The organism is Neisseria sp. HMSC078C12, assembly GCF_001838065.1.
GTDB lineage: Bacteria > Pseudomonadota > Gammaproteobacteria > Burkholderiales > Neisseriaceae > Neisseria.
In genome coordinates this window covers 24,805-43,132 of the sequence record NZ_KV835584.1, presented here as the reverse complement: position 1 = coordinate 43,132, position 18,328 = coordinate 24,805, and the positions used below count along the sequence as shown (strand labels likewise).

At 47.8% G+C, this 18,328-nt stretch carries 21 protein-coding genes and 1 tRNA gene; 5 read left to right on the top strand and 17 right to left on the bottom strand.

From position 1 onward, the window contains the following. Positions 1 to 32 precede the first annotated feature (32 nt). From gltA to sdhC, 6 genes are all read right to left on the bottom strand, one after another. Positions 33 to 1,316: a citrate synthase gene (gene gltA / locus HMPREF2596_RS01835; protein WP_049360134.1), complete on the bottom strand. Its 1,284-nt coding sequence runs from the start codon at positions 1,314 to 1,316 to the stop codon at positions 33 to 35. 122 nt (positions 1,317 to 1,438) lie between these two features. Beyond that, positions 1,439 to 1,687 carry an FAD assembly factor SdhE gene (locus tag HMPREF2596_RS01830; RefSeq protein ID WP_003678830.1) on the bottom strand — a complete coding sequence of 83 codons (249 nt, stop codon included), beginning with the start codon at positions 1,685 to 1,687 and terminating at the stop codon, positions 1,439 to 1,441. 3 nt (positions 1,688 to 1,690) lie between these two features. Further along, positions 1,691 to 2,398, bottom strand: a complete 708-nt coding sequence (locus HMPREF2596_RS01825; protein WP_003678833.1) for a succinate dehydrogenase iron-sulfur subunit — start codon at positions 2,396 to 2,398, stop codon at positions 1,691 to 1,693. 119 nt (positions 2,399 to 2,517) lie between these two features. Further along, the gene (gene sdhA, locus HMPREF2596_RS01820) at positions 2,518 to 4,281 is read right to left on the bottom strand and encodes a succinate dehydrogenase flavoprotein subunit (protein WP_003745594.1); all 1,764 of its coding nucleotides are present in this window, start codon (positions 4,279 to 4,281) and stop codon (positions 2,518 to 2,520) included. Positions 4,282 to 4,283: 2 nt separating this feature from the next. Further along, positions 4,284 to 4,625 carry a succinate dehydrogenase, hydrophobic membrane anchor protein gene (gene sdhD, locus HMPREF2596_RS01815; RefSeq protein WP_003745591.1) on the bottom strand — a complete coding sequence of 114 codons (342 nt, stop codon included), beginning with the start codon at positions 4,623 to 4,625 and terminating at the stop codon, positions 4,284 to 4,286. Beyond that, positions 4,619 to 4,996, bottom strand: coding sequence for a succinate dehydrogenase, cytochrome b556 subunit (gene sdhC / locus HMPREF2596_RS01810; RefSeq protein ID WP_049349064.1), 378 nt, complete (start codon positions 4,994 to 4,996; stop codon positions 4,619 to 4,621). The genes sdhD and sdhC overlap by 7 nt, the downstream gene beginning before the upstream one ends. 462 nt (positions 4,997 to 5,458) lie before the next feature. Between sdhC and HMPREF2596_RS01805 the strand changes: the two genes are divergently transcribed. Beyond that, positions 5,459 to 5,842 carry a YkvA family protein gene (locus HMPREF2596_RS01805; protein WP_049349066.1) on the top strand — a complete coding sequence of 128 codons (384 nt, stop codon included), beginning with the start codon at positions 5,459 to 5,461 and terminating at the stop codon, positions 5,840 to 5,842. A gap of 84 nt (positions 5,843 to 5,926) precedes the next feature. Here the strand turns inward: HMPREF2596_RS01805 and HMPREF2596_RS01800 are convergent, their stop codons facing one another. The 4 genes from HMPREF2596_RS01800 to dapF all read right to left on the bottom strand — a co-directional run bounded on the left by HMPREF2596_RS01800 (position 5,927) and on the right by dapF (position 9,072). Next, entirely contained in the window at positions 5,927 to 6,436 is a 510-nt protein-coding gene (locus HMPREF2596_RS01800; RefSeq protein WP_070849210.1) for a membrane lipoprotein lipid attachment site-containing protein, read from the bottom strand. Positions 6,437 to 6,582: 146 nt separating this feature from the next. Next, complete coding sequence (gene cysK, locus HMPREF2596_RS01795) at positions 6,583 to 7,515, bottom strand: cysteine synthase A (RefSeq protein ID WP_094192812.1); 933 nt, start codon at positions 7,513 to 7,515, stop codon at positions 6,583 to 6,585. 106 nt (positions 7,516 to 7,621) lie between these two features. Next, on the bottom strand, positions 7,622 to 8,224 hold the full coding sequence (locus HMPREF2596_RS01790) for a hypothetical protein (RefSeq protein WP_070645442.1): 603 nt from the start codon (positions 8,222 to 8,224) through the stop codon (positions 7,622 to 7,624). Beyond that, positions 8,221 to 9,072 (bottom strand): diaminopimelate epimerase, encoded by an 852-nt coding sequence (gene dapF / locus HMPREF2596_RS01785; protein WP_070645441.1) that lies wholly within the window; start codon positions 9,070 to 9,072, stop codon positions 8,221 to 8,223. Before dapF ends, HMPREF2596_RS01790 begins: the two co-directional genes overlap by 4 nt. Before the next feature lie 180 nt (positions 9,073 to 9,252). Here dapF and HMPREF2596_RS01780 point away from each other — a divergent pair, with 180 nt between their 5' ends. After that, the gene (locus HMPREF2596_RS01780; protein WP_003745579.1) at positions 9,253 to 9,744 is read left to right on the top strand and encodes a hypothetical protein; all 492 of its coding nucleotides are present in this window, start codon (positions 9,253 to 9,255) and stop codon (positions 9,742 to 9,744) included. A 138-nt stretch (positions 9,745 to 9,882) separates the two neighbouring features. Beyond that, positions 9,883 to 9,958, top strand: a tRNA-Asn gene (locus HMPREF2596_RS01775). Positions 9,959 to 10,105: 147 nt separating this feature from the next. On the opposite strand, the gene HMPREF2596_RS01770 is transcribed toward HMPREF2596_RS01775, so the two are convergent. Together HMPREF2596_RS01770 and dnaX are read right to left on the bottom strand one after the other, a co-directional pair. Then, positions 10,106 to 10,441, bottom strand: a complete 336-nt coding sequence (locus HMPREF2596_RS01770; protein WP_003678854.1) for a YbaB/EbfC family nucleoid-associated protein — start codon at positions 10,439 to 10,441, stop codon at positions 10,106 to 10,108. Between the two features lie 89 nt (positions 10,442 to 10,530). Then, positions 10,531 to 12,525, bottom strand: coding sequence for a DNA polymerase III subunit gamma/tau (gene dnaX / locus HMPREF2596_RS01765; RefSeq protein ID WP_070849207.1), 1,995 nt, complete (start codon positions 12,523 to 12,525; stop codon positions 10,531 to 10,533). A 198-nt stretch (positions 12,526 to 12,723) separates the two neighbouring features. Here dnaX and HMPREF2596_RS01760 point away from each other — a divergent pair, with 198 nt between their 5' ends. Beyond that, the gene (locus HMPREF2596_RS01760) at positions 12,724 to 13,437 is read left to right on the top strand and encodes an aldose epimerase family protein (RefSeq protein WP_049323827.1); all 714 of its coding nucleotides are present in this window, start codon (positions 12,724 to 12,726) and stop codon (positions 13,435 to 13,437) included. 58 nt (positions 13,438 to 13,495) lie between these two features. On the opposite strand, the gene mltB is transcribed toward HMPREF2596_RS01760, so the two are convergent. From mltB to rpsF, 5 genes are all read right to left on the bottom strand, one after another. Further along, on the bottom strand, positions 13,496 to 14,575 hold the full coding sequence (gene mltB / locus HMPREF2596_RS01755) for a lytic murein transglycosylase B (RefSeq protein ID WP_070849204.1): 1,080 nt from the start codon (positions 14,573 to 14,575) through the stop codon (positions 13,496 to 13,498). 202 nt (positions 14,576 to 14,777) lie between these two features. Next, the gene (rplI, locus tag HMPREF2596_RS01750) at positions 14,778 to 15,230 is read right to left on the bottom strand and encodes a 50S ribosomal protein L9 (protein ID WP_036490126.1); all 453 of its coding nucleotides are present in this window, start codon (positions 15,228 to 15,230) and stop codon (positions 14,778 to 14,780) included. 16 nt (positions 15,231 to 15,246) lie between these two features. Further along, a complete protein-coding gene (gene rpsR, locus HMPREF2596_RS01745) occupies positions 15,247 to 15,477 on the bottom strand; it encodes a 30S ribosomal protein S18 (RefSeq protein WP_003678863.1) in 231 nt (76 codons plus the stop codon). Between the two features lie 6 nt (positions 15,478 to 15,483). Continuing rightward, the gene (gene priB, locus HMPREF2596_RS01740) at positions 15,484 to 15,786 is read right to left on the bottom strand and encodes a primosomal replication protein N (protein WP_180947864.1); all 303 of its coding nucleotides are present in this window, start codon (positions 15,784 to 15,786) and stop codon (positions 15,484 to 15,486) included. Next, positions 15,783 to 16,154 carry a 30S ribosomal protein S6 gene (gene rpsF / locus HMPREF2596_RS01735; protein ID WP_004519252.1) on the bottom strand — a complete coding sequence of 124 codons (372 nt, stop codon included), beginning with the start codon at positions 16,152 to 16,154 and terminating at the stop codon, positions 15,783 to 15,785. Before rpsF ends, priB begins: the two co-directional genes overlap by 4 nt. A gap of 245 nt (positions 16,155 to 16,399) precedes the next feature. On the opposite strand from rpsF, the gene hscA reads away from it, so the two are divergent. Further along, positions 16,400 to 18,259: a Fe-S protein assembly chaperone HscA gene (gene hscA / locus HMPREF2596_RS01730; protein ID WP_070849200.1), complete on the top strand. Its 1,860-nt coding sequence runs from the start codon at positions 16,400 to 16,402 to the stop codon at positions 18,257 to 18,259. Positions 18,260 to 18,328 lie beyond the last annotated feature (69 nt).

Sequence of the window (18,328 nt, the reverse complement as noted above, 5' to 3'; positions counted from 1 at the left end):
GACTTTTCAACAATATATTAATATATTGTCTGTTAGCGCTTATCCACCGGAACATAGTCACGACGTTCCGCACCGGTATACAGTTGACGTGGGCGGCCGATTTTCAGTGTCGGATCGCTAATCATTTCATGCCAATGTGAAATCCAGCCTACACTGCGGGACAACGCAAAGATAACGGTAAACATTTCGGTCGGAATACCTAACGCGGACAAGACGATGCCGGAGTAGAAATCGACGTTTGGATACAGTTTGCGTTCGACAAAGAATGGGTCTTTCAGTGCAATTTGTTCCAATTCCATCGCCAGCTTGAATTTCGGACTGTCTTCCAAGCCCAACTCTTTCAAGACTTCATAGCAGGTTTCGCGCATGATGCTGGCGCGCGGGTCCATATTGCGGTATACGCGGTGACCGAAGCCCATCAGGCGGTATTTGCGTTGTTTCACACCTTCCATGTATGCAGCAACATTAGACACATCACCGATTTCGTCCAGCATCTTCAACACAGCTTCGTTTGCACCGCCGTGTGAAGCACCCCACAGACAGGCGATACCGGCAGCGATACAGGCAAATGGGTTCGCACCAGAAGAGCCGGCCAAACGTACGGTCGAAGTAGAGGCGTTTTGCTCGTGATCGGCATGCAAAATAAAGATGCGGTCGAGTGCGCGGGCCAATACTGGATTAGGTTTGTATTCTTCACATGGTGTGGCAAACATCATGTGCAAGAAGTTTTCAGCATAGGAAAGGTTATTTTTTGGATAATTGAACGGCAAACCGTTGGAATAACGGTAACACATTGCCGCAATGGTCGGAATTTTGGAGATTAAGCGGTAAATCGCGATTTTGCGGTGTTCAGGATTGGTAATATCCAAGCTATCTTGATAGAACGCAGACAGCGCGCCAACCACACCCACCATCATCGCCATCGGATGCGCATCACGGCGGAAACCGCGGAAGAACCAAGTCAACTGTTCATGTACCATAGTATGGTGGCTGACTGTGGCATCAAATTCTTTTTTCTGCTCGGGCGTAGGCAGCTCGCCGTAGATCAACAGGTAGCAAACTTCCAAGTAATCGGATTTTTCGGCCAGCTGCTCGATAGGATAACCACGGTAATACAACAGGCCTTTATCGCCGTCAATATAAGTGATTTTGGATTCGCAGCTTGCAGTGGATACGAATCCTGGGTCGAATGAAAACAGACCTGTATTTTTTGTCAACGCACGGATGTCAACCACATCATGGCCGATACTTGCTTCCAATACTGGCAGCTCCAAAGCCTCTTGATTTGGGGTGGTGAGCTTGACTGATTTAGACATTCTTAAACTCCTTTGTAGGTTGGGGCTTTCGTTGCCGTCTAAGCGGCACGGTCTTTTTTCAGACGGCCTCCGTATGGAAAGAGCTTGTTCGGATCGGTATCGCAAACAAGCTCTATAACACATCATGCCTGTCTGATTTTTTCAAGCATGGGAATCAGGTGCTTCTTGTCCGTCGCCGAATGTCCGTTAATCAAGGCAAGCAATTCTTGGTCTTGAAATTCAAGGATTTCGGAAAATTCGGACAATTCCTGATCACTCAGGTGCTCGAATTCTTTTTCCATGAACCTGCCGAAGATTAAATCTAATTCCAATAATCCCCGGCGGGTTTGAAAACGGATTTTCCGTTTGGCAATATCGTCAAAAACCATCATTTCTTAAACGGCTCGTTTCAACATAATCTCTTTAATCTTACCGATAGCTCGGGTCGGATTCAAGTGTTTAGGACATACGTCTACGCAGTTCATAATGGTGTGGCAGCGGAACAAACGGTATGGGTCGTTCAAATTATCCAAACGCTCATTAGTAATGGTATCGCGGCTGTCCGCAATGAAGCGGTAAGCATTCAGCAAACCGGACGGACCGACGAATTTATCAGGATTCCACCAGAATGACGGGCATGCAGTCGAGCAGCAGGCACACAAAATACATTCGTACAAACCGTCCAACTCTTTACGCTCTTCCTGAGTTTGCAAACGCTCTTTGTCCGCATCAATCGGATTGTCGTTGACAACATAAGGTTTGATGGAATGATATTGTTTGAAGAATTGGGTCATGTCCACAATCAGGTCGCGGATAACAGGCAGACCCGGCAGAGGACGGATTTTGACCGGCTGTTTTAGGCTGCGCAAATCAGTCAAACATGCCAAGCCGTTTTTGCCGTTGATGTTCATACCGTCAGAACCGCAAATACCTTCGCGGCAAGAACGGCGGAAAGACAATGTATCGTCTTGTGCTTTCAGACGCACCAAAGCGTCCAAAAGTTTAACGTCGGTTGGTTCCAATTCCAACTCGTAACGTTGCATATAAGGTTTAGCATCAACGTCCGGGTTGTAACGGTAAATTTCAAAACTCATTTTTTCCATGAGAAGTGTTCCTTTTCTCATAAACTGCCCAATGATTTTGTATTATGGATTCAGGCAGTTCAATGTGGGTATGGTTAGGTTTCAGACGGCCTCCAAGATAAAGGCCGTCTGAAAACTCATCAATAAACGCGTTTGGCCGGTTTGATGTATTCCACGCTCAAAGGCTTGGTATGTACCGGTTTGTAAGACAAAGTATTGGTATCTGAATGATACAGGGTATGTTTCATCCAGTTTTCGTCATCGCGCTCAGGATGGTCGTCTGAAGCGTGCGCGCCGCGCGATTCTTTACGTGCTTCGGCAGACACCAAAGTCGCTTTCGCTACTTCAATCAGATTATCCAATTCCAAGGCTTCGATACGCGCGGTATTCCACACTTTGCTCTTATCTTTGATTTCAGTACGTTTCACACGCTCGGCAATCGCCATGATTTCTCGAACGCCTTTGCTCAGAATCTCATCGGTACGGAACACGCCGGCGTGCAGCTGAACAGAACGTTGCAACTCGCGACGCAAGGCATCAACGTTTTCACCGCCGGTTTGATTGTCCAAACGCTCGATACGTTGACGGGTCAATTCGCCGGCATTAGCAGGCAGAGGTTTCCAACCGCTTTGCTCTTTGATGAATTTAATCATGCTGTCGCCGGCAGCTTTACCAAATACCACCAAGTCCAACAAGGAGTTGGTACCCAAGCGGTTCGCACCGTGTACGGAAGCACAGGCGCACTCACCTGCGGCATACAGGCCTTTTACAGGTACTTCGTATTCGTCGCCTTGAGGAACGACAACTTCGCCATGATAATTGGTCGGAATACCGCCCATCATGTAGTGGGTAGTCGGCACGACAGGAATCGGGTCTTTAATCGGGTCGATACCGGCAAACTGAATGGAAATCTCGCGGATGCCCGGCAGTTTTTCCATAATTTTTTCTGCACCGATATGGTCGATTTTCAGCAATACATGGTCTTTGTTTTTACCGCAACCGCGACCTTCGTAGATTTCCATTGCCATTGCGCGAGAAACCACGTCACGGGAAGCCAAGTCTTTTACGGTTGGGGCATAACGTTCCATAAAGCGTTCGCCGTTGGCGTTCAACAAAATACCGCCCTCACCGCGCACACCTTCGGTAATCAACACGCCTGCACCGGCCACACCGGTCGGGTGGAATTGCCAGAATTCCATGTCTTCCAACGGAATACCTGCACGGGCACAAATACCCAAACCATCACCGGTATTCATATAGGCATTGGTAGAAGAAGCATAAATACGGCCGCCACCACCGGTAGCAAACATCACGGCTTTAGCGTGGAAAATATAAACTTCGCCGGTTTCCATTTCCATGGCGGTTACACCGACAACGTCGCCGTTTTCATCACGAATCAAATCTTGCGCCGTCCATTCCACAAAGAATTGTGTATTGGCACGGACGTTTTGTTGGTACAACGTATGCAACATCGCATGACCGGTACGGTCGGCAACCGCGCAAGCACGTTCTACCGCGCGTTTACCGTGTTCGGCAGTATGGCCGCCGAAAGGGCGTTGGTAAATTTTGCCGCTTTCTACGCGGTCAAAAGGCATACCCATATGTTCCAATTCAATCACTGCCTCAGGCGCGGCGCGACACATAAACTCAATCGCATCTTGGTCGCCCAGCCAGTCGGAACCTTTCACGGTATCGTACATATGCCAATCCCAACGGTCTTCCTGTACATTACCCAATGAAGCAGAAATACCGCCCTGAGCCGCCACGGTATGAGAACGGGTCGGGAACACTTTAGACAAAACAGCACAATTCAAACCAGATTTAGACAATTGGAGGGCTGCGCGTAAACCTGCACCACCACCGCCAACAATCACGGCATCAAACTTACGAACAGGAAAACTCATATTTACCCCCAAATTACTTTAACTGAATACACCAAGCAACCTACCAACCAAACGATGGTGGCAACTTGTAAAAACAAACGCACGCCGAAAGGCTTAATGTAGTCCATCCACAAATCACGGATACCTACCCATGCATGCAAAAATACGGCCAAAAAGCTCACTTGGGTAAACACTTTCACCCAAGTTTGATCAAAAAATGCCTGCCATGCCGAATATTCTTTAGGCAACGTGAACAAAACAACCAAAAGAACTACGGTGTACACCAACATGATGACCGCAGTTGCACGCTGCATTGCCCAATCGCGCAAACCGTAATGCGCACCTGTCAATTTACGATCTACCATAATAAAGCTCCCAAAACGACAGTCAAAACCAATGCAGAAGCAAATACGGCTTTAGCGGTATTGCGCGCGGTATTCAGCTCCAAGCCTTTATGCGCATCCAAAAACAGAAAGCGGATGCCGGCAAAGAAATGGTGCAGATACGCCCACAGCAGACCGATGAGGATCAACTTCACAAACGGATTAGAAATAACGGAACGATATGCTTCAAACGACGATTCGCGATCCAATGTTCCTGAGAAGAGGTATAAAAGAACAGGCAGCATCAAAAACAAGCCGACGCCGCTGATACGGTGAAGAATAGATACAATCCCCGGTATGGGCAATCGGATATTGGGAATTTCCAAAAATACCGGGCGTGATTTGGCGGACATGGTCAGTTCCTCTATGATTTATTATCAGCTCAAAACCTATAGCTCAAGACTACAATAAGCTACATAAACCATAATTTACCTGTTTTATCTCATTTTGAACAGTGTAATTTATGAGTACTCCAATGGTTTTTACCAAAATACCAATAAAATCAAATAATCATTTCTAAATTTTTTTTTGTATGATTGGTCTTTTTGTGACTTTCCTGCAATTAAGCCACCCTGCCCGCCGCAATACTGACGATAACATCATCATGACTTGAGAATCATATCAACTGCAAGATAAATTCTCATTCTTAAATGCCATTTTTACAAAGGCATATGCCTTTCTTAACTTATTACTATTGCAGCATTGGTATCACTATTACATAGTTATACATTCATAAGCATTTCATCCGCCCCCAAATAGACTAAAATACAACGCAAAACCAACCATGTTTCCATACCTTAAAAGGAAGCTCAATCATGGCACACTCCCCTCATCAAAACACCCCCGATCCGGAAGACTACATCCCCTCCTTTCGCCGTCGAAATTTAGACACATCCGGCTTCATGAAAAAACTCGGACGCTTTGCCGGTCGCTTGGGCAAACCTGTCGTCCGCCAGCTTTATGCGCTTTATTATCTTTGGGAATCCGAACATACACCCAAACGCGCCAAAATGATTATTGTCGGCGCACTGGTTTATTTCCTCAGTCCTATCGACAGCATTCCCGACCTTCTGATTCCCTTCGGCTTCAGTGATGACATTGCCGTCATTGCGTTGGTTTATTCCCAAATGAAAAACTACCTGACCGAAGACATCAAAGAAAAAGCCCGTCAAGCGGCTGACAAGCTGTTTGGCTCTTGATTAGATAGAGTTCAACAATACCGATATAAAATGCAAAAAGAAGGCCGTCTGAATATTCAGACGGCCTTCTCGATTGAGAATTTTTTATTTCAAAGGTTGCATACCCATAACTTCCATCAAGAAGTTGGTAAACGCAGGATTGCTTGGCTTGGTATCCATGTTTTTCCAACGTTGTTGCCAACCGCGCAAAGCACCTTGGATATACTGTTTGGATTGCTCGGTAGTAATCTCACCACGTTGGCTGTCAACGGCGGAACGCAGATAAACTTCATACATACTGTCATCGACAGAGTTGCGTCCCACTTGTTGGATACGGAAGCGGTTCAAATATTGGGCAGCCTGAACTTTGGTCAGACTACCTTGGCTCACTTGGGTACTCAAGCGACGTGCTTCATCATGAATCTTGGAAACATCTGCCCAATGCGAAGGAGCCAAATGATAACCGGCAGCTGAAACTTGTGAATCAGCCTTAGGTTTCTTGACGTTGGTTGGTCGAACTGGCACTTCTTTCAATGTTGGAACATAAATCGATTCACAACCGGCAAGTACCGCCACAGCAAGGATAGGAAGAATGTATTTTTTCATAATGCGCATTATAAGCATGATTCGTTGAAGAAACCAACTTTTGAATAACGGTATTCAAAGCTCATTAACTGAATTACAACAGATTTCATACGATATCTCAAGCCCATACGCAAAAAAGGCCGTCTGAAAACGGCCTTTTAACCACAATCCTATATTTATGCCAAATCGGCAAACAGAGGTGTAGAAAGATAGCGTTCGCCATATGATGGCAACAAGACAACGATCAGCTTGCCTTCGTTTTCAGGTTTTTTGGCCAGTTGCAATGCACTCCATACTGCCGCACCTGAGGAAATACCCACCAAAATGCCTTCTTTTTCGGCCATAGCGCGCGCAGTTTCAAACGCTGCCTCGTTAGGTACTTTGGAAATGCTGTCATAAACAGTCGTATTCAAAACGCTGGGGATAAAGCCTGCACCCAAACCTTGAATCGGATGTGGGCCTTTTTCGCCGCCACTCAATACCGGGGAGGCTTCAGGCTCGACAGCCACGATTTGAACTTCGGGTTTGTATTTTTTCAACACTTCGCCCACGCCGGTAATCGTACCGCCCGTACCCACACCGGCCACGAAAATATCCACTTTACCGTCTGTATCGCGCCAAATTTCTTCGGCAGTGGTTTTACGGTGAACTTCAGGATTGGCCTCGTTATCAAATTGGCGCGGCATGAAATAAGTGCCCGGATGCTCGTCCACCAAAGATTGGGCTTTGGCGATAGCGCCTGCCATGCCTTCGGCAGCAGGGGTCAAAATCAATTCTGCACCAAACGCACGCAGCAACATTTTGCGTTCTTTACTCATGCTTTCAGGCATAGTGATGGCCAATTTATAACCGCGGGCCGCGCACACCATGGCCAAACCGATACCGGTATTGCCGCTGGTTGCCTCGACGATAACGGTATCTTTATTGATTTTACCGGCTTGCTCGGCCGCTTCAATCATAGATTCGGCAATACGGTCTTTCACGCTGCTGCCCGGATTAAAGAATTCAAGTTTAACGGCGATTTGCGCTTTTAAACCTTCGGTCAGGCGGTTCAGTTTCACCAGAGGTGTGTTGCCGATCAGCTCGGTAATATTATTTGCAATTTTCATTTCCTGCTCCTGATTTAGATGTAATACAGCCTGCATATTAAACTCAGGCCGTCTGAAAAACCAATATCGAAAATTTCTTTCTTTATAACTTTTGGTTCAAGCGCGGTCAATATCCACTGCGCTCAAAAATCAATGCAACGGCAACCACAGCCTGCATCACGACGGCAACCGTCCAGCCTGCCCACATCTGCCGCATACTGAAAAGAGAGGCAGACTGCTTGCAAACAACCACTCTGTGCAGATAAAACACCAGCATCAGGACGCCCTGCAATGCAAACCAATAAATGGGTTTCAAAGCATAAATTTTCAGCAAGGCCGCCCATGCAAAAACCGAGCCTGCCAGCGGCAAGATGAAATAAACCGCGACAGCCAAGAAAACAAAAGCCAAAGTCATGACGACATTGGAAACGGCAAATAAGGTTAAACCGGTATATTCACCTGCCGACCAAAACTTTCCGTCTTCCGTTTTACCGCAATCGTCAATAAAGAAAAAAACACTGGCGGCGGTCAGGTAAAAATGAGGGATGAACAAAGGGCCTGTATGCGTAAAGCCCCACATTCCGGGCAACAGGCGCGCGCCCAGTGCCGAAATCCCCAGCCACAACAAAACCGCAGCCCAAAGCCATTGAAACCGCTGCGCACGAAAAATAAACGCCAACGATACCGCAGCATACGCAATGGCAAACCAAAAATCCAAAGAAACCATCATGAATACTGCAACTCGCCTTCGAAAACGGTTTCAGCAGGGCCGGTCATTTGCACATCGCCGCCTTCTTCCCAACTGATAAACAGTTCGCCCCCAGGCAGAGTAACACGCACAGGCGCACCCGCTTTCAGCAGGCCATTGCGCACGCCGGCCACCACGGCCGCACACGCTCCAGTGCCGCAAGCCTGAGTTTCCCCCACCCCGCGCTCAAACACGCGCAGACGGACGGACAACTCATCTTCAACCTGCATAAAACCGACATTGACCCGTTCAGGAAACTGCTCGTGCGATTCAATGGCACTGCCCCAATGCTCCACCGGTGCAGCCTCAACATCATCAACCAAAATTACCGCATGAGGATTACCCATATTCACGCAGCTTACCGGTACAGATTCCAAACCGACCAAGACAATATGTGTCAACGCATCTTCCGTTTCACCATACGCAGGCACAAACGGAATTTCAGACGACATGAAACGCGGTTTACCCATATTGACGGTAACCAAACCGTTATCCAGCAGCTTCGGCACAATAATCCCTTTGGCCGTTTCGACCAAAATTTCCGTTTTATCCGTCAAACCCTTATCCGCGACAAAACGCGCAAAACAACGCGCACCATTGCCGCACTGCTCTACTTCCCGACCATCCGCATTGAAAATACGATACCGAAAATCGACCGCATCAGAAGAAGGCTTCTCCACCACCAAAAACTGATCAAACCCCACGCCGCGATAGCGGTCTGCCCATTGGGCAAGCGGCGCAGCCAACGGATCAAAGTCCTGCTCGATGGCATTGACCACCATAAAATCATTACCCAAGCCGTGCATCTTCGTAAATTTTAAAGTTTTCATTATTCATTCACATTCTTATTAAATCATTATTCCGGCACATTCTACACCAGAATGATATATCCGTTTCTATCTTGTTTTTCAGACGGCATTGCGTCCTTTTACCAATACTAACACCAGCCACCCCGCAAAAATACTATACTTCCAACATTACAAACATTTCTTATTACAAGGATACACATTATGAAAAAAGTTCTCTTACCTGCCCTTTTGGCCGCTTCACTCAGCGCATGTACAGTCGGCACGCCCGGCGTTTCCGTCGGTTTAGGTGTCGGCACCGGCATCGGCCGCCATGTCGGTCTGGGTACATCCATCAACATCCCTGTCGGCTTGGACAAAACCAAAACCACCAAAGGCACAGATTCAGACGGCATCCGTATCTCAGAAGAACAAATCGTGACCTATTTTGATGCACACGGCACACCCAGCAACAGCGCAGTCAAAGGCGGCTTCCATCGCCAACTGATCAGCAAACGCAACAACGAATATGTCGTCCAAGACTTTTACAGCGACAACAGCCAAAAACGCACGGACCCCTACGTCCTCAGCCGCAACCAGCTGATGCAGTTCCGCGCCACACCAAGCAACGGCTCGCTGACCACTTACGCCTACAACGGCACCGTGATGCAGCAGCAAGTGTTCCAAAACGGCAAATTGGTTAACGCCAAATACTAAAGGCCGTCTGAAACGGCTGGAAGCCTGTGAAACTTGATTACAAAATATTTTTAACATTCAAACATTTGAAATATTTTGTACCATTTTCTTGAAAATATGGATTGACACATTTTTTCCAGCCATTATAATACGCCCCATTCCCCGATAGCTCAGTCGGTAGAGCGACGGACTGTTAATCCGCAGGTCCCTGGTTCGAGCCCAGGTCGGGGAGCCAAATTTTAAAAGCCTGAACTTCTGTTCAGGCTTTTTTATATCAATAAAGAACGATTGTTCTTCCCCAAAGAAAGCCCTGAATCCTCATAATAAAAAAGGCCGTCTGAAACCCAAATCTGGCTTCAGACGGCCTTTTATTGATTTTAAATCAACGGAAGAAATCTCCCATGCCTGCAGGCAGGCCTTGGGTGAATGCGCCCATGGTTTTATTGGTGGTTTCTTCGGCTTTTTCAGAAGCAGCATTGATGGCAGCCAATACCAAATCTTCCAGCATTTCTTTATCGTCAGCAGCCTCTTGAATCAAATCAGGGCTGATTTCAAGTTTGCGGACAACGTGGGAACACGTCATCACGACTTTCACCAAACCATTGCCTGCTTCACCTTCAACTTCGGTTTCAGCCAGCTTGGCTTGTGCCTTTTTCATGTTTTCCTGCATTTGTTGAGCCTGTTTCATCAGGCCGCCTAATCCGGCTTTTCCAAACATGTTTTACTCCTATGGGTTTGAATAAATGGGTTTCACTCATGCCGTCTGAAAACGCTATTGCCTTTCAGACGGCCTTGTATATCAGTATGTTAAGAATGTCCTGCCAACTCTAAAGAATCCGGCAGCCATTGCGCCTCAAAGGTTTGCAAGATTTTCTGCGCCGTCGTATCCGCTTCCAGCAAATCTTGCGCCTGCTGCCGCCCTTCCTCTTGAATACGTTTGCGGCGCATCACCGGCGTTTCCCAGCCTTTATCATCTTGCCAAGGCTCGGTTTGCAGCCTTAAATTGCCAAGATGATAGGCCTCGCTCAACGTCTGGCAGATTTTATCCAAGCGCTCTTTATTAGCAGTGGCTTTGGCCTCATCCGTCAACGACAGCATGATTAAACCTGCTTCCGCATCATAACTCGTCCATGCCGCATTTTGCGCCAACATCTGCGCCGCGCCTAATTTACGGGCGAAGCGTTCGATAATGCTGTGCCAATTCTCAGTTTTAAACTCAGGCAAAGGAGCGAACTGAAGCTCTTCTTCATCCCCCTCCTCTTCTTCAGACTCAATAGATGAAACCGGCTGCGGCACTTCCATCACATCAGCACGATGCGAATCTTCATATACATATGCTTCATCAAAATACGGAGGCGGAATTTCCTCATCCATGTGCGGATATGTTTCCGGCTCAGGGGGCGTCTGAACTTTTGCAACAGGCAATGGCTCCGCTGCTTCTTGTATCTGCGCCGTTTGAGTTTGAGGCGGCTCAGCCGATAATTGGCTCGGCATGTCTTCCCAAGGCGGTACATCCGCCTGTTGTTGCTGAACCGTTTCTTCAGACGGCCTTTCAACGGTATCCTGCTTGGCAGAAACAACCTCTTTCTCAACCGCCGGTGCTGCTATCGGCTCAGATTTCGGCAGCTGAAAAGGCTTTTTTTCAGCCTCAGCTTTCTGATGGTCGGAATGCAAATCCGTGTGTTCAATCTGACTTTGCGTATCGCAACCCGAAGCGGCCAACGGCGCAAATGCAAGCATGCGCAAAAGTGTCATGACAAAACCGGCATACTCATCCGGAGCCAGCGGCAAATCCTGTTTGCCATGAATAGCACATTGATAATAAAGCTGAATCTGCTCGCCACTCAAGGCCTGACTTAAACGAAGCAAGGTTTCACGTTCAGGGTCGTCATTTGCCAAGGCGGAAGGAACGGTTTGAATCAAAGCCAAACGTTGCAACAGCATGGCTAATTCTGCCAATGCGCTGTCAAAACCAATCGCTCTGGCGGACATTTCCTGAGCCTTTTCCAGCAAGGCCTCACCGTTTTGATTGATGATTCCTTCAAGCAATTCAAACAAATATTGTTTATCGACCGCTCCGATCATCTGGCGGACATCTTGTTCGGCCACTTTACCCGAACCCATGGCAATCGCCTGATCCAAAAGGCTCAACGCATCGCGCATCGAGCCTGCGGCGGCACGGCCTAAAAGCTGCAAGGCCTGCGGCTGATAAGGAACGTTTTCACGGTCCAAAACATGTGCCAAATGCTCGGCAACCTGTTGAGTCGTCATGTTGCGCAAAACAAACTGCAAACAGCGGCTCAATACGGTAATGGGGACTTTGTGCGGATCGGTGGTCGCCAAAATGAATTTAACGTGTTCGGGCGGCTCTTCCAAAGTCTTCAGCATGGCATTGAACGCGCTTTTGGAAAGCATATGCACTTCGTCGATGATATAGACTTTGTATTTACCCGCAGTCGGCGCGTATTGCGCGTTTTCCAACACTTCGCGGATATTGTCGATACCGGTATTCGATGCCGCGTCGATTTCCAATAAATCCACATAACGGCCGCTGTCGATTTGTGTACAGCTTTCACACTGACCGCACGGCTCGCCATGCACGGCATTTTCGCAGTTCAAGCTCTTGGCCAAAATCCTGGCAATCGTGGTCTTACCCACACCGCGCGTTCCTGTCAGCAGATAGGCATGGTGTAGACGGCCTTCGTCCAGCGCGTTGCGCAGGGCTTTGACGACGTGTTCCTGACCGACCAAATCGGCAAAGGTTTTCGGACGCCATTTTCGTGCAAGAACTTGATAAGCCATGTTGTTTCTCTACGGGAAATAAATCGGAAGGCCGTCTGAAAAGAATGATCCGCTCTTCAGACGACCTCAGAAAATGGCATATATTCTAGCATTTTTTTGATTTTTATTAAGGATTTTCTATCAAGGCTACGGCGACAGCATGTTATTGCAATGTTAGAATGCTACACAAATGATAAGTAATTTGAAGTTTAAAACATCATGTCCGAAATCATACTACGCAACCAATCAGCCACTATGCAAGTCAATACAATGGGCGGATATATTGATTCCCTGATTTTAAAAGGACGGGAAGTCTTATTTCCGAAAACCAGCGTTCAAGTAGGCGATGACACAAAATTACGCGGCGGCATGCACGTCTGCCTACCTCAATTCGGACCTGACAGCAAAAATCATCTGGCCCAACATGGTTTCGGCAGAACCTCAGACTGGGAAATCCGCCATCAAAATGAATCAGATATCGGCTTGAAATTAATCAGCACAGAAAAAGGCTATGAACACGTCGAATGGTTGCTCGATTACAGCCTACCTAATGAAAATGAAGCCATCGCCATCCTGACCGTCTGCAATTACGGCGAATCACCCGTCCGCACTTCTCCAGGATTCCACCCCTACTTTACCGCCGCCGGCACACAATTTGATTTCAACGGCGCACCATACGATGCCGACTATATCTCCCATACCGAATTTGTTTCCTCCGACCAAGATGCACACGTTGCATTTGACGGCTTAAAACTGGATATCCGTACCCACAATCTGCCTGTGTACGCACTCTGGAGCGATCGAAACGGCCAATATACTTGTGCAGAGCCAACCGCAGAAGGCAATGCGTTTTTATCCCCTGCCCGAGGCGGACAATTTGTTTCAGGGCACAGTAAAAAACGTTACGCTATGAAAATCAGACTGATGGCTTAACCCCCTTTACAAATTCTCGATATCTAAAAACCACCCCGAAGGGTGGTTTTCTTATGGCTTATAGGTCATTGTTGTTGATTGCATTCGCAATATCGCGTACCGCTGTTACATACATGCGGCTGTGGTTATATTGCCATACGGTGTAGAAGTTATTCAGGCCCAAATAGTATTCAAATACACCCGGACTGGTTTCCAAAGCATACAACACAGCTTTTTCATTATCGGCAACAGCAGCTTGAGGCACGACACCCAAGGCTTTGAAATCTGCGACAGTGCGTGTCAAAGCAGTTTTCTCATCGATAATCGCCTGCAAGTGAGGCGTAATCGTCAGACTGACCGGCACAACCATCTTACCGCCGGTCTGCCAGCCATGCTGTTTCATATAATTGGCGACAGAAGCCGCCACATCGCCGACATTATTCCAAATATCGCGATGCCCGTCACCATCATAGTCCACCGCCCATTTACGGTAGCTGGAAGGCATAAATTGCGGCATGCCCATCGCGCCGGCATAGCTGCCTTTGAAATCAAAAATATTTTCTTTTTCTTCTTTTGCCATCAGCAAAAGTTCGCTCAATTCGTTTTGGAAAAATTCGGCACGGCGGGGATAATCAAAGGCCAATGTACTCAAAGCATCAGCAACGCGGAAGCTGCCCGTATTTTTGCCATAATTGGTTTCGATACCGAGAATCGCCACAATCAATTCGGCAGGTACGCCGTATTTGCGTGCCACATCATCGATTACGGCACGGTTTGCCGCATAGAATTGTCTGCCGCCGTTAAATTTGGCTGCACCGGAGTTACCGGTACGAAATTCATACCAAGGACGCGAAGTGCTTGGGCGGTACATAATGGTAATAATATTTCCTTTATACACCACGCCATTGAAGAAATTACGCAATTCTTCTGCACTGAAACGGCGGTTTTTCACTTCATATTGGATAAACTGCTGAACATTGACGTTTTCATTAAAACCGCTGCTGGCAACAGATTCAGCCGCTGCATCAAATACAGGGCGTTTTGCAGAGGAAACAGGCTCGACAGGTTTTGCCGTATCAACAGCAGGCTTTTGCGGAGTGCCGCATGAAGCTAAAGCCAAAGCAGTCAGACCTATCCCAAAGATTTTGATTTTATTCATAAATAATCTCTTTACTAAATAATACGACAAACCCGAACACGAATGAATATTCGGCCAATACATCATCTCTTCCGCTATATTTCCAAACAGACTTAAAAAATATAGACAAATCGATATTTACTTACTTCGGCTCAAGCAGATAAACAAGGCCGTCTGAAATTCAAGGAAACCCTTGATTTTCAGACGGCCTTGAATGAATTAATTACTCAGCGGCTGCAACAACAGCAACGGTAATTTTAGCAACAGCGTCAGTGTGCAGAGCCACTTCAACTTCGTATTCGCCAACAGCTTTCAGAGGGCCGTTAGGCAGACGTACGTTTGCTTTAGCAGCTTGGATACCGGTAGCAACAATCGCTTCAGCGATGTCAGCATTAGTAACAGAACCGAACAGACGACCATCAACACCGGCTTTTTGAGCAACAGTAATGGTTTGGCCTTCCAGTTTTTCTTGACGTGCTTTAGCATCAGCCAAGATCTCAGCTTGTTTGGCTTCCAATTCAGCGCGGCGTGCTTCGAATTCTTTCATGTTGGCTTCGGTTGCACGTTTTGCTTTACCGGCAGGGATCAGGAAGTTGCGTGCGTAACCGTTTTTAACGGTAACGATATCACCCAAGTTACCCAGACCGCCGATTTTTTCTAACAGAATAATTTGCATGATTTAAACTCCAAAATTATTTGTGTTGATCGGTGTAAGGCAACAGAGCCAGGAAACGGGCACGTTTCACAGCAGTAGCCAACTGACGTTGGTAGTGTGCTTTAGTACCAGTAATGCGGGCAGGGATGATTTTGCCGTTTTCAGAGATGAAGTCTTTCAACAAATCAACTTGTTTGTAATCAACTTCTTGGATTTTTTCAGCCGTAAAGCGGCAGAATTTTCTACGTTTGAATGATTGACGAGCCATTGTCGTTTAACCTTTATATTCTTTAATGTTCTGTATGCGTAGTACCGGCTTGGGGAAGCGTTGGCTGCGTTGCGCCAAAAAACCTTCCGACTCGATGACGGCATCTTGCCGATACTGCCATTCCTCAGCCTGCTTACCTAAAATCCGCGCGGGAATTTCAAATTTGACCAGACATTTCTGTCCGTTTTCTTCCTGCCAAGATTCATGTTGCAACACAATATCTAAAACAGGAATTCCTGCCGGCGTATATCTCAAAGGCTGAACCTGTAAGATACGGGCGGTAAGCTTAATCAGATTATTCAATCTTATTCGGCTGCTGCAACTTCTTCAGCCGCACCGTTCAGCAAGTTTTTTGCTTTTTCGCCACCCAGCATTGGGGAAGCTTCAGTTACAGCGTGTTTTGTTTTGATGGTCAGGTGACGCAGTACGGCATCATTGAAGCGGAAAGCAGTTTCCAACTCTTCAACCACTTCAGGAGTAGTTTCGATATTCATCAAAACATAGTGTGCTTTGTGGATTTTGTTGATTGGGTAAGCCAATTGACGACGGCCCCAGTCTTCCAAACGGTGGATTTTACCGTTGGCTTCAGTAATCATGGTTTTGTAACGCTCAACCATAGCAGGCACTTGCTCGCTTTGATCAGGATGAACGATAAACACGATCTCGTAATGACGCATGTTATCTCCTTATGGATGATTAAAAACAGCCTTTCACCATGCGAAGTAAAAGGCAAGGCAAAGAGGCTGAATTTTATCCGCATTTCTTAAAAAATACAAGTCCGGATTCAAAATCCACTTTCTTTTCAATTAAAAAACAACATTAGGCCTTAGGGTTATTTCCTAGCAAACCACTCAACTATCTGCCAAAAATCTGCTAAAATCTGCCCCATCCTAATAAATACAGCATCAGAAGGCACACAATCATGGCTCTTTTGCAGATTTCCGAACCCGGCATGTCCGCCGCCCCCCATCAACACCGCCTCGCCGTAGGCATTGATTTAGGCACAACCAACAGCTTGGTGGCCACCGTACGCAGCGGCAGCGCAGTCTGCCTGCCCGATTCAGACGGCCGCACCACCCTGCCTTCGGTTGTCCGTTATTTGGATGGCGGAGTCGAAGTCGGCAAAAACGCCCTTTCTGCACAAAAAACCGATCCGCTAAATACGGTCAGCTCCGCCAAACGCCTGATCGGCCGCACCCTTACCGACCTTACACAAGACACGCAATACCTGCCCTATCAATTTACACCCAATGAGCGCGTGGTCGAATTAAACACCCGTCAAGGTGCGAAAACGCCTATCGAAGTATCGGCAGAAATCCTCAAAGCCCTCAAATCGCGTGCCGAAGAAACTTTAGGCGGCGATTTGGTCGGCGCCGTCATTACCGTACCTGCCTATTTCGACGATGCCCAACGTCAAGCCACCAAAGATGCCGCACGCTTGGCAGGCTTGAATGTATTGCGCCTCCTCAACGAGCCGACCGCCGCCGCAATCGCCTACGGACTGGACAACGCTTCAGAAGGCACGTTTGTCGTTTACGACCTGGGCGGTGGTACATTCGACGTATCAGTATTGCAACTGACCAAAGGATTGTTTGAAGTTAAAGCCACCGGCGGCAACAGCGCATTGGGCGGCGATGACTTCGACCATCGTTTGTTCTGCTACCTGCTCGAACAAAACGACCTTTCCAAACTCAACGAACAAGACAGCCAACTTCTGCTTTCCCTTGTCCGTACCGCCAAAGAAAAACTGACCACTCAAACCGAAGCCGTCATCGAAACCACACTTTCAGACGGCCATAAAGTTCATACCGTCATTACCCGCCAAGAGTTTCACAATCTGACCCAAAATCTAGTACAAAAAACCATTGAGCCCGTCAAACAGGCTTTGAAAGACGCAGGAGTGACTAAGGCAGATGTCAAGGGTGTGATTATGGTCGGCGGCTCTACCCGCATGTTGCACGTTCAACAAGCAGTTGCCACATTCTTTGGTCAAACTCCGCTGAACAACCTCAACCCCGACGAAGTGGTTGCACTCGGTGCCGCCATACAGGCAAACGTCCTGGCCGGCAACAAAACCGACGGCGAATGGCTGCTGCTGGACGTTACACCTTTGTCGCTTGGTTTGGAAACCTACGGCGGTCTTGCCGAAAAAATTATCCCGCGCAACTCTACCATTCCTACCGCGCGTGCGCAGGACTTTACCACTTTCAAAGACGGTCAAACTGCCATGACGATACACGTCGTTCAAGGCGAGCGCGAACTTGTTTCCGACTGCCGCAGCCTTGCCAAATTTACCCTGCACGGCATTCCGCCCATGGCAGCAGGCGCAGCGCGTATCCGCGTGACCTTCCAAGTTGATGCCGACGGTTTGCTGTCCGTTTCCGCACAAGAGCAAAGCACCGGCGTACAAGCGCAAATCGAAGTCAAACCCTCCTACGGCTTAGACGACGGCACCATTACCCAAATGCTCAAAGACAGCATGAGCAACGCCGCCGAAGACATGGCCGCACGCGCACGCGCCGAAGCCGTAGTCGAAGCCGAAAGCCTGACCGACGCCGTCAACGCCGCCCTTGAGTTAGACAGCGATTTATTGGAAGCCGAAGAATTGCAACAGATTCAACAAGACATCGCCGCTTTGCAAGGCTATCTGAAAGACGGCAAAGCCGAAGACATCCGCGCCGCCGTCGCCAAACTCAGCCACAGCACCGACAACTTTGCCGCCAAACGCATGAACCGCAACATCCAACGTGCGCTGACAGGGCAGAGTGTGGATGATATTTGACGGCAAATGGTTTCAGACGGCCTTGGATAAAGAGGCCGTCTGAAAATCTAATATCCCAAACGACCTGAT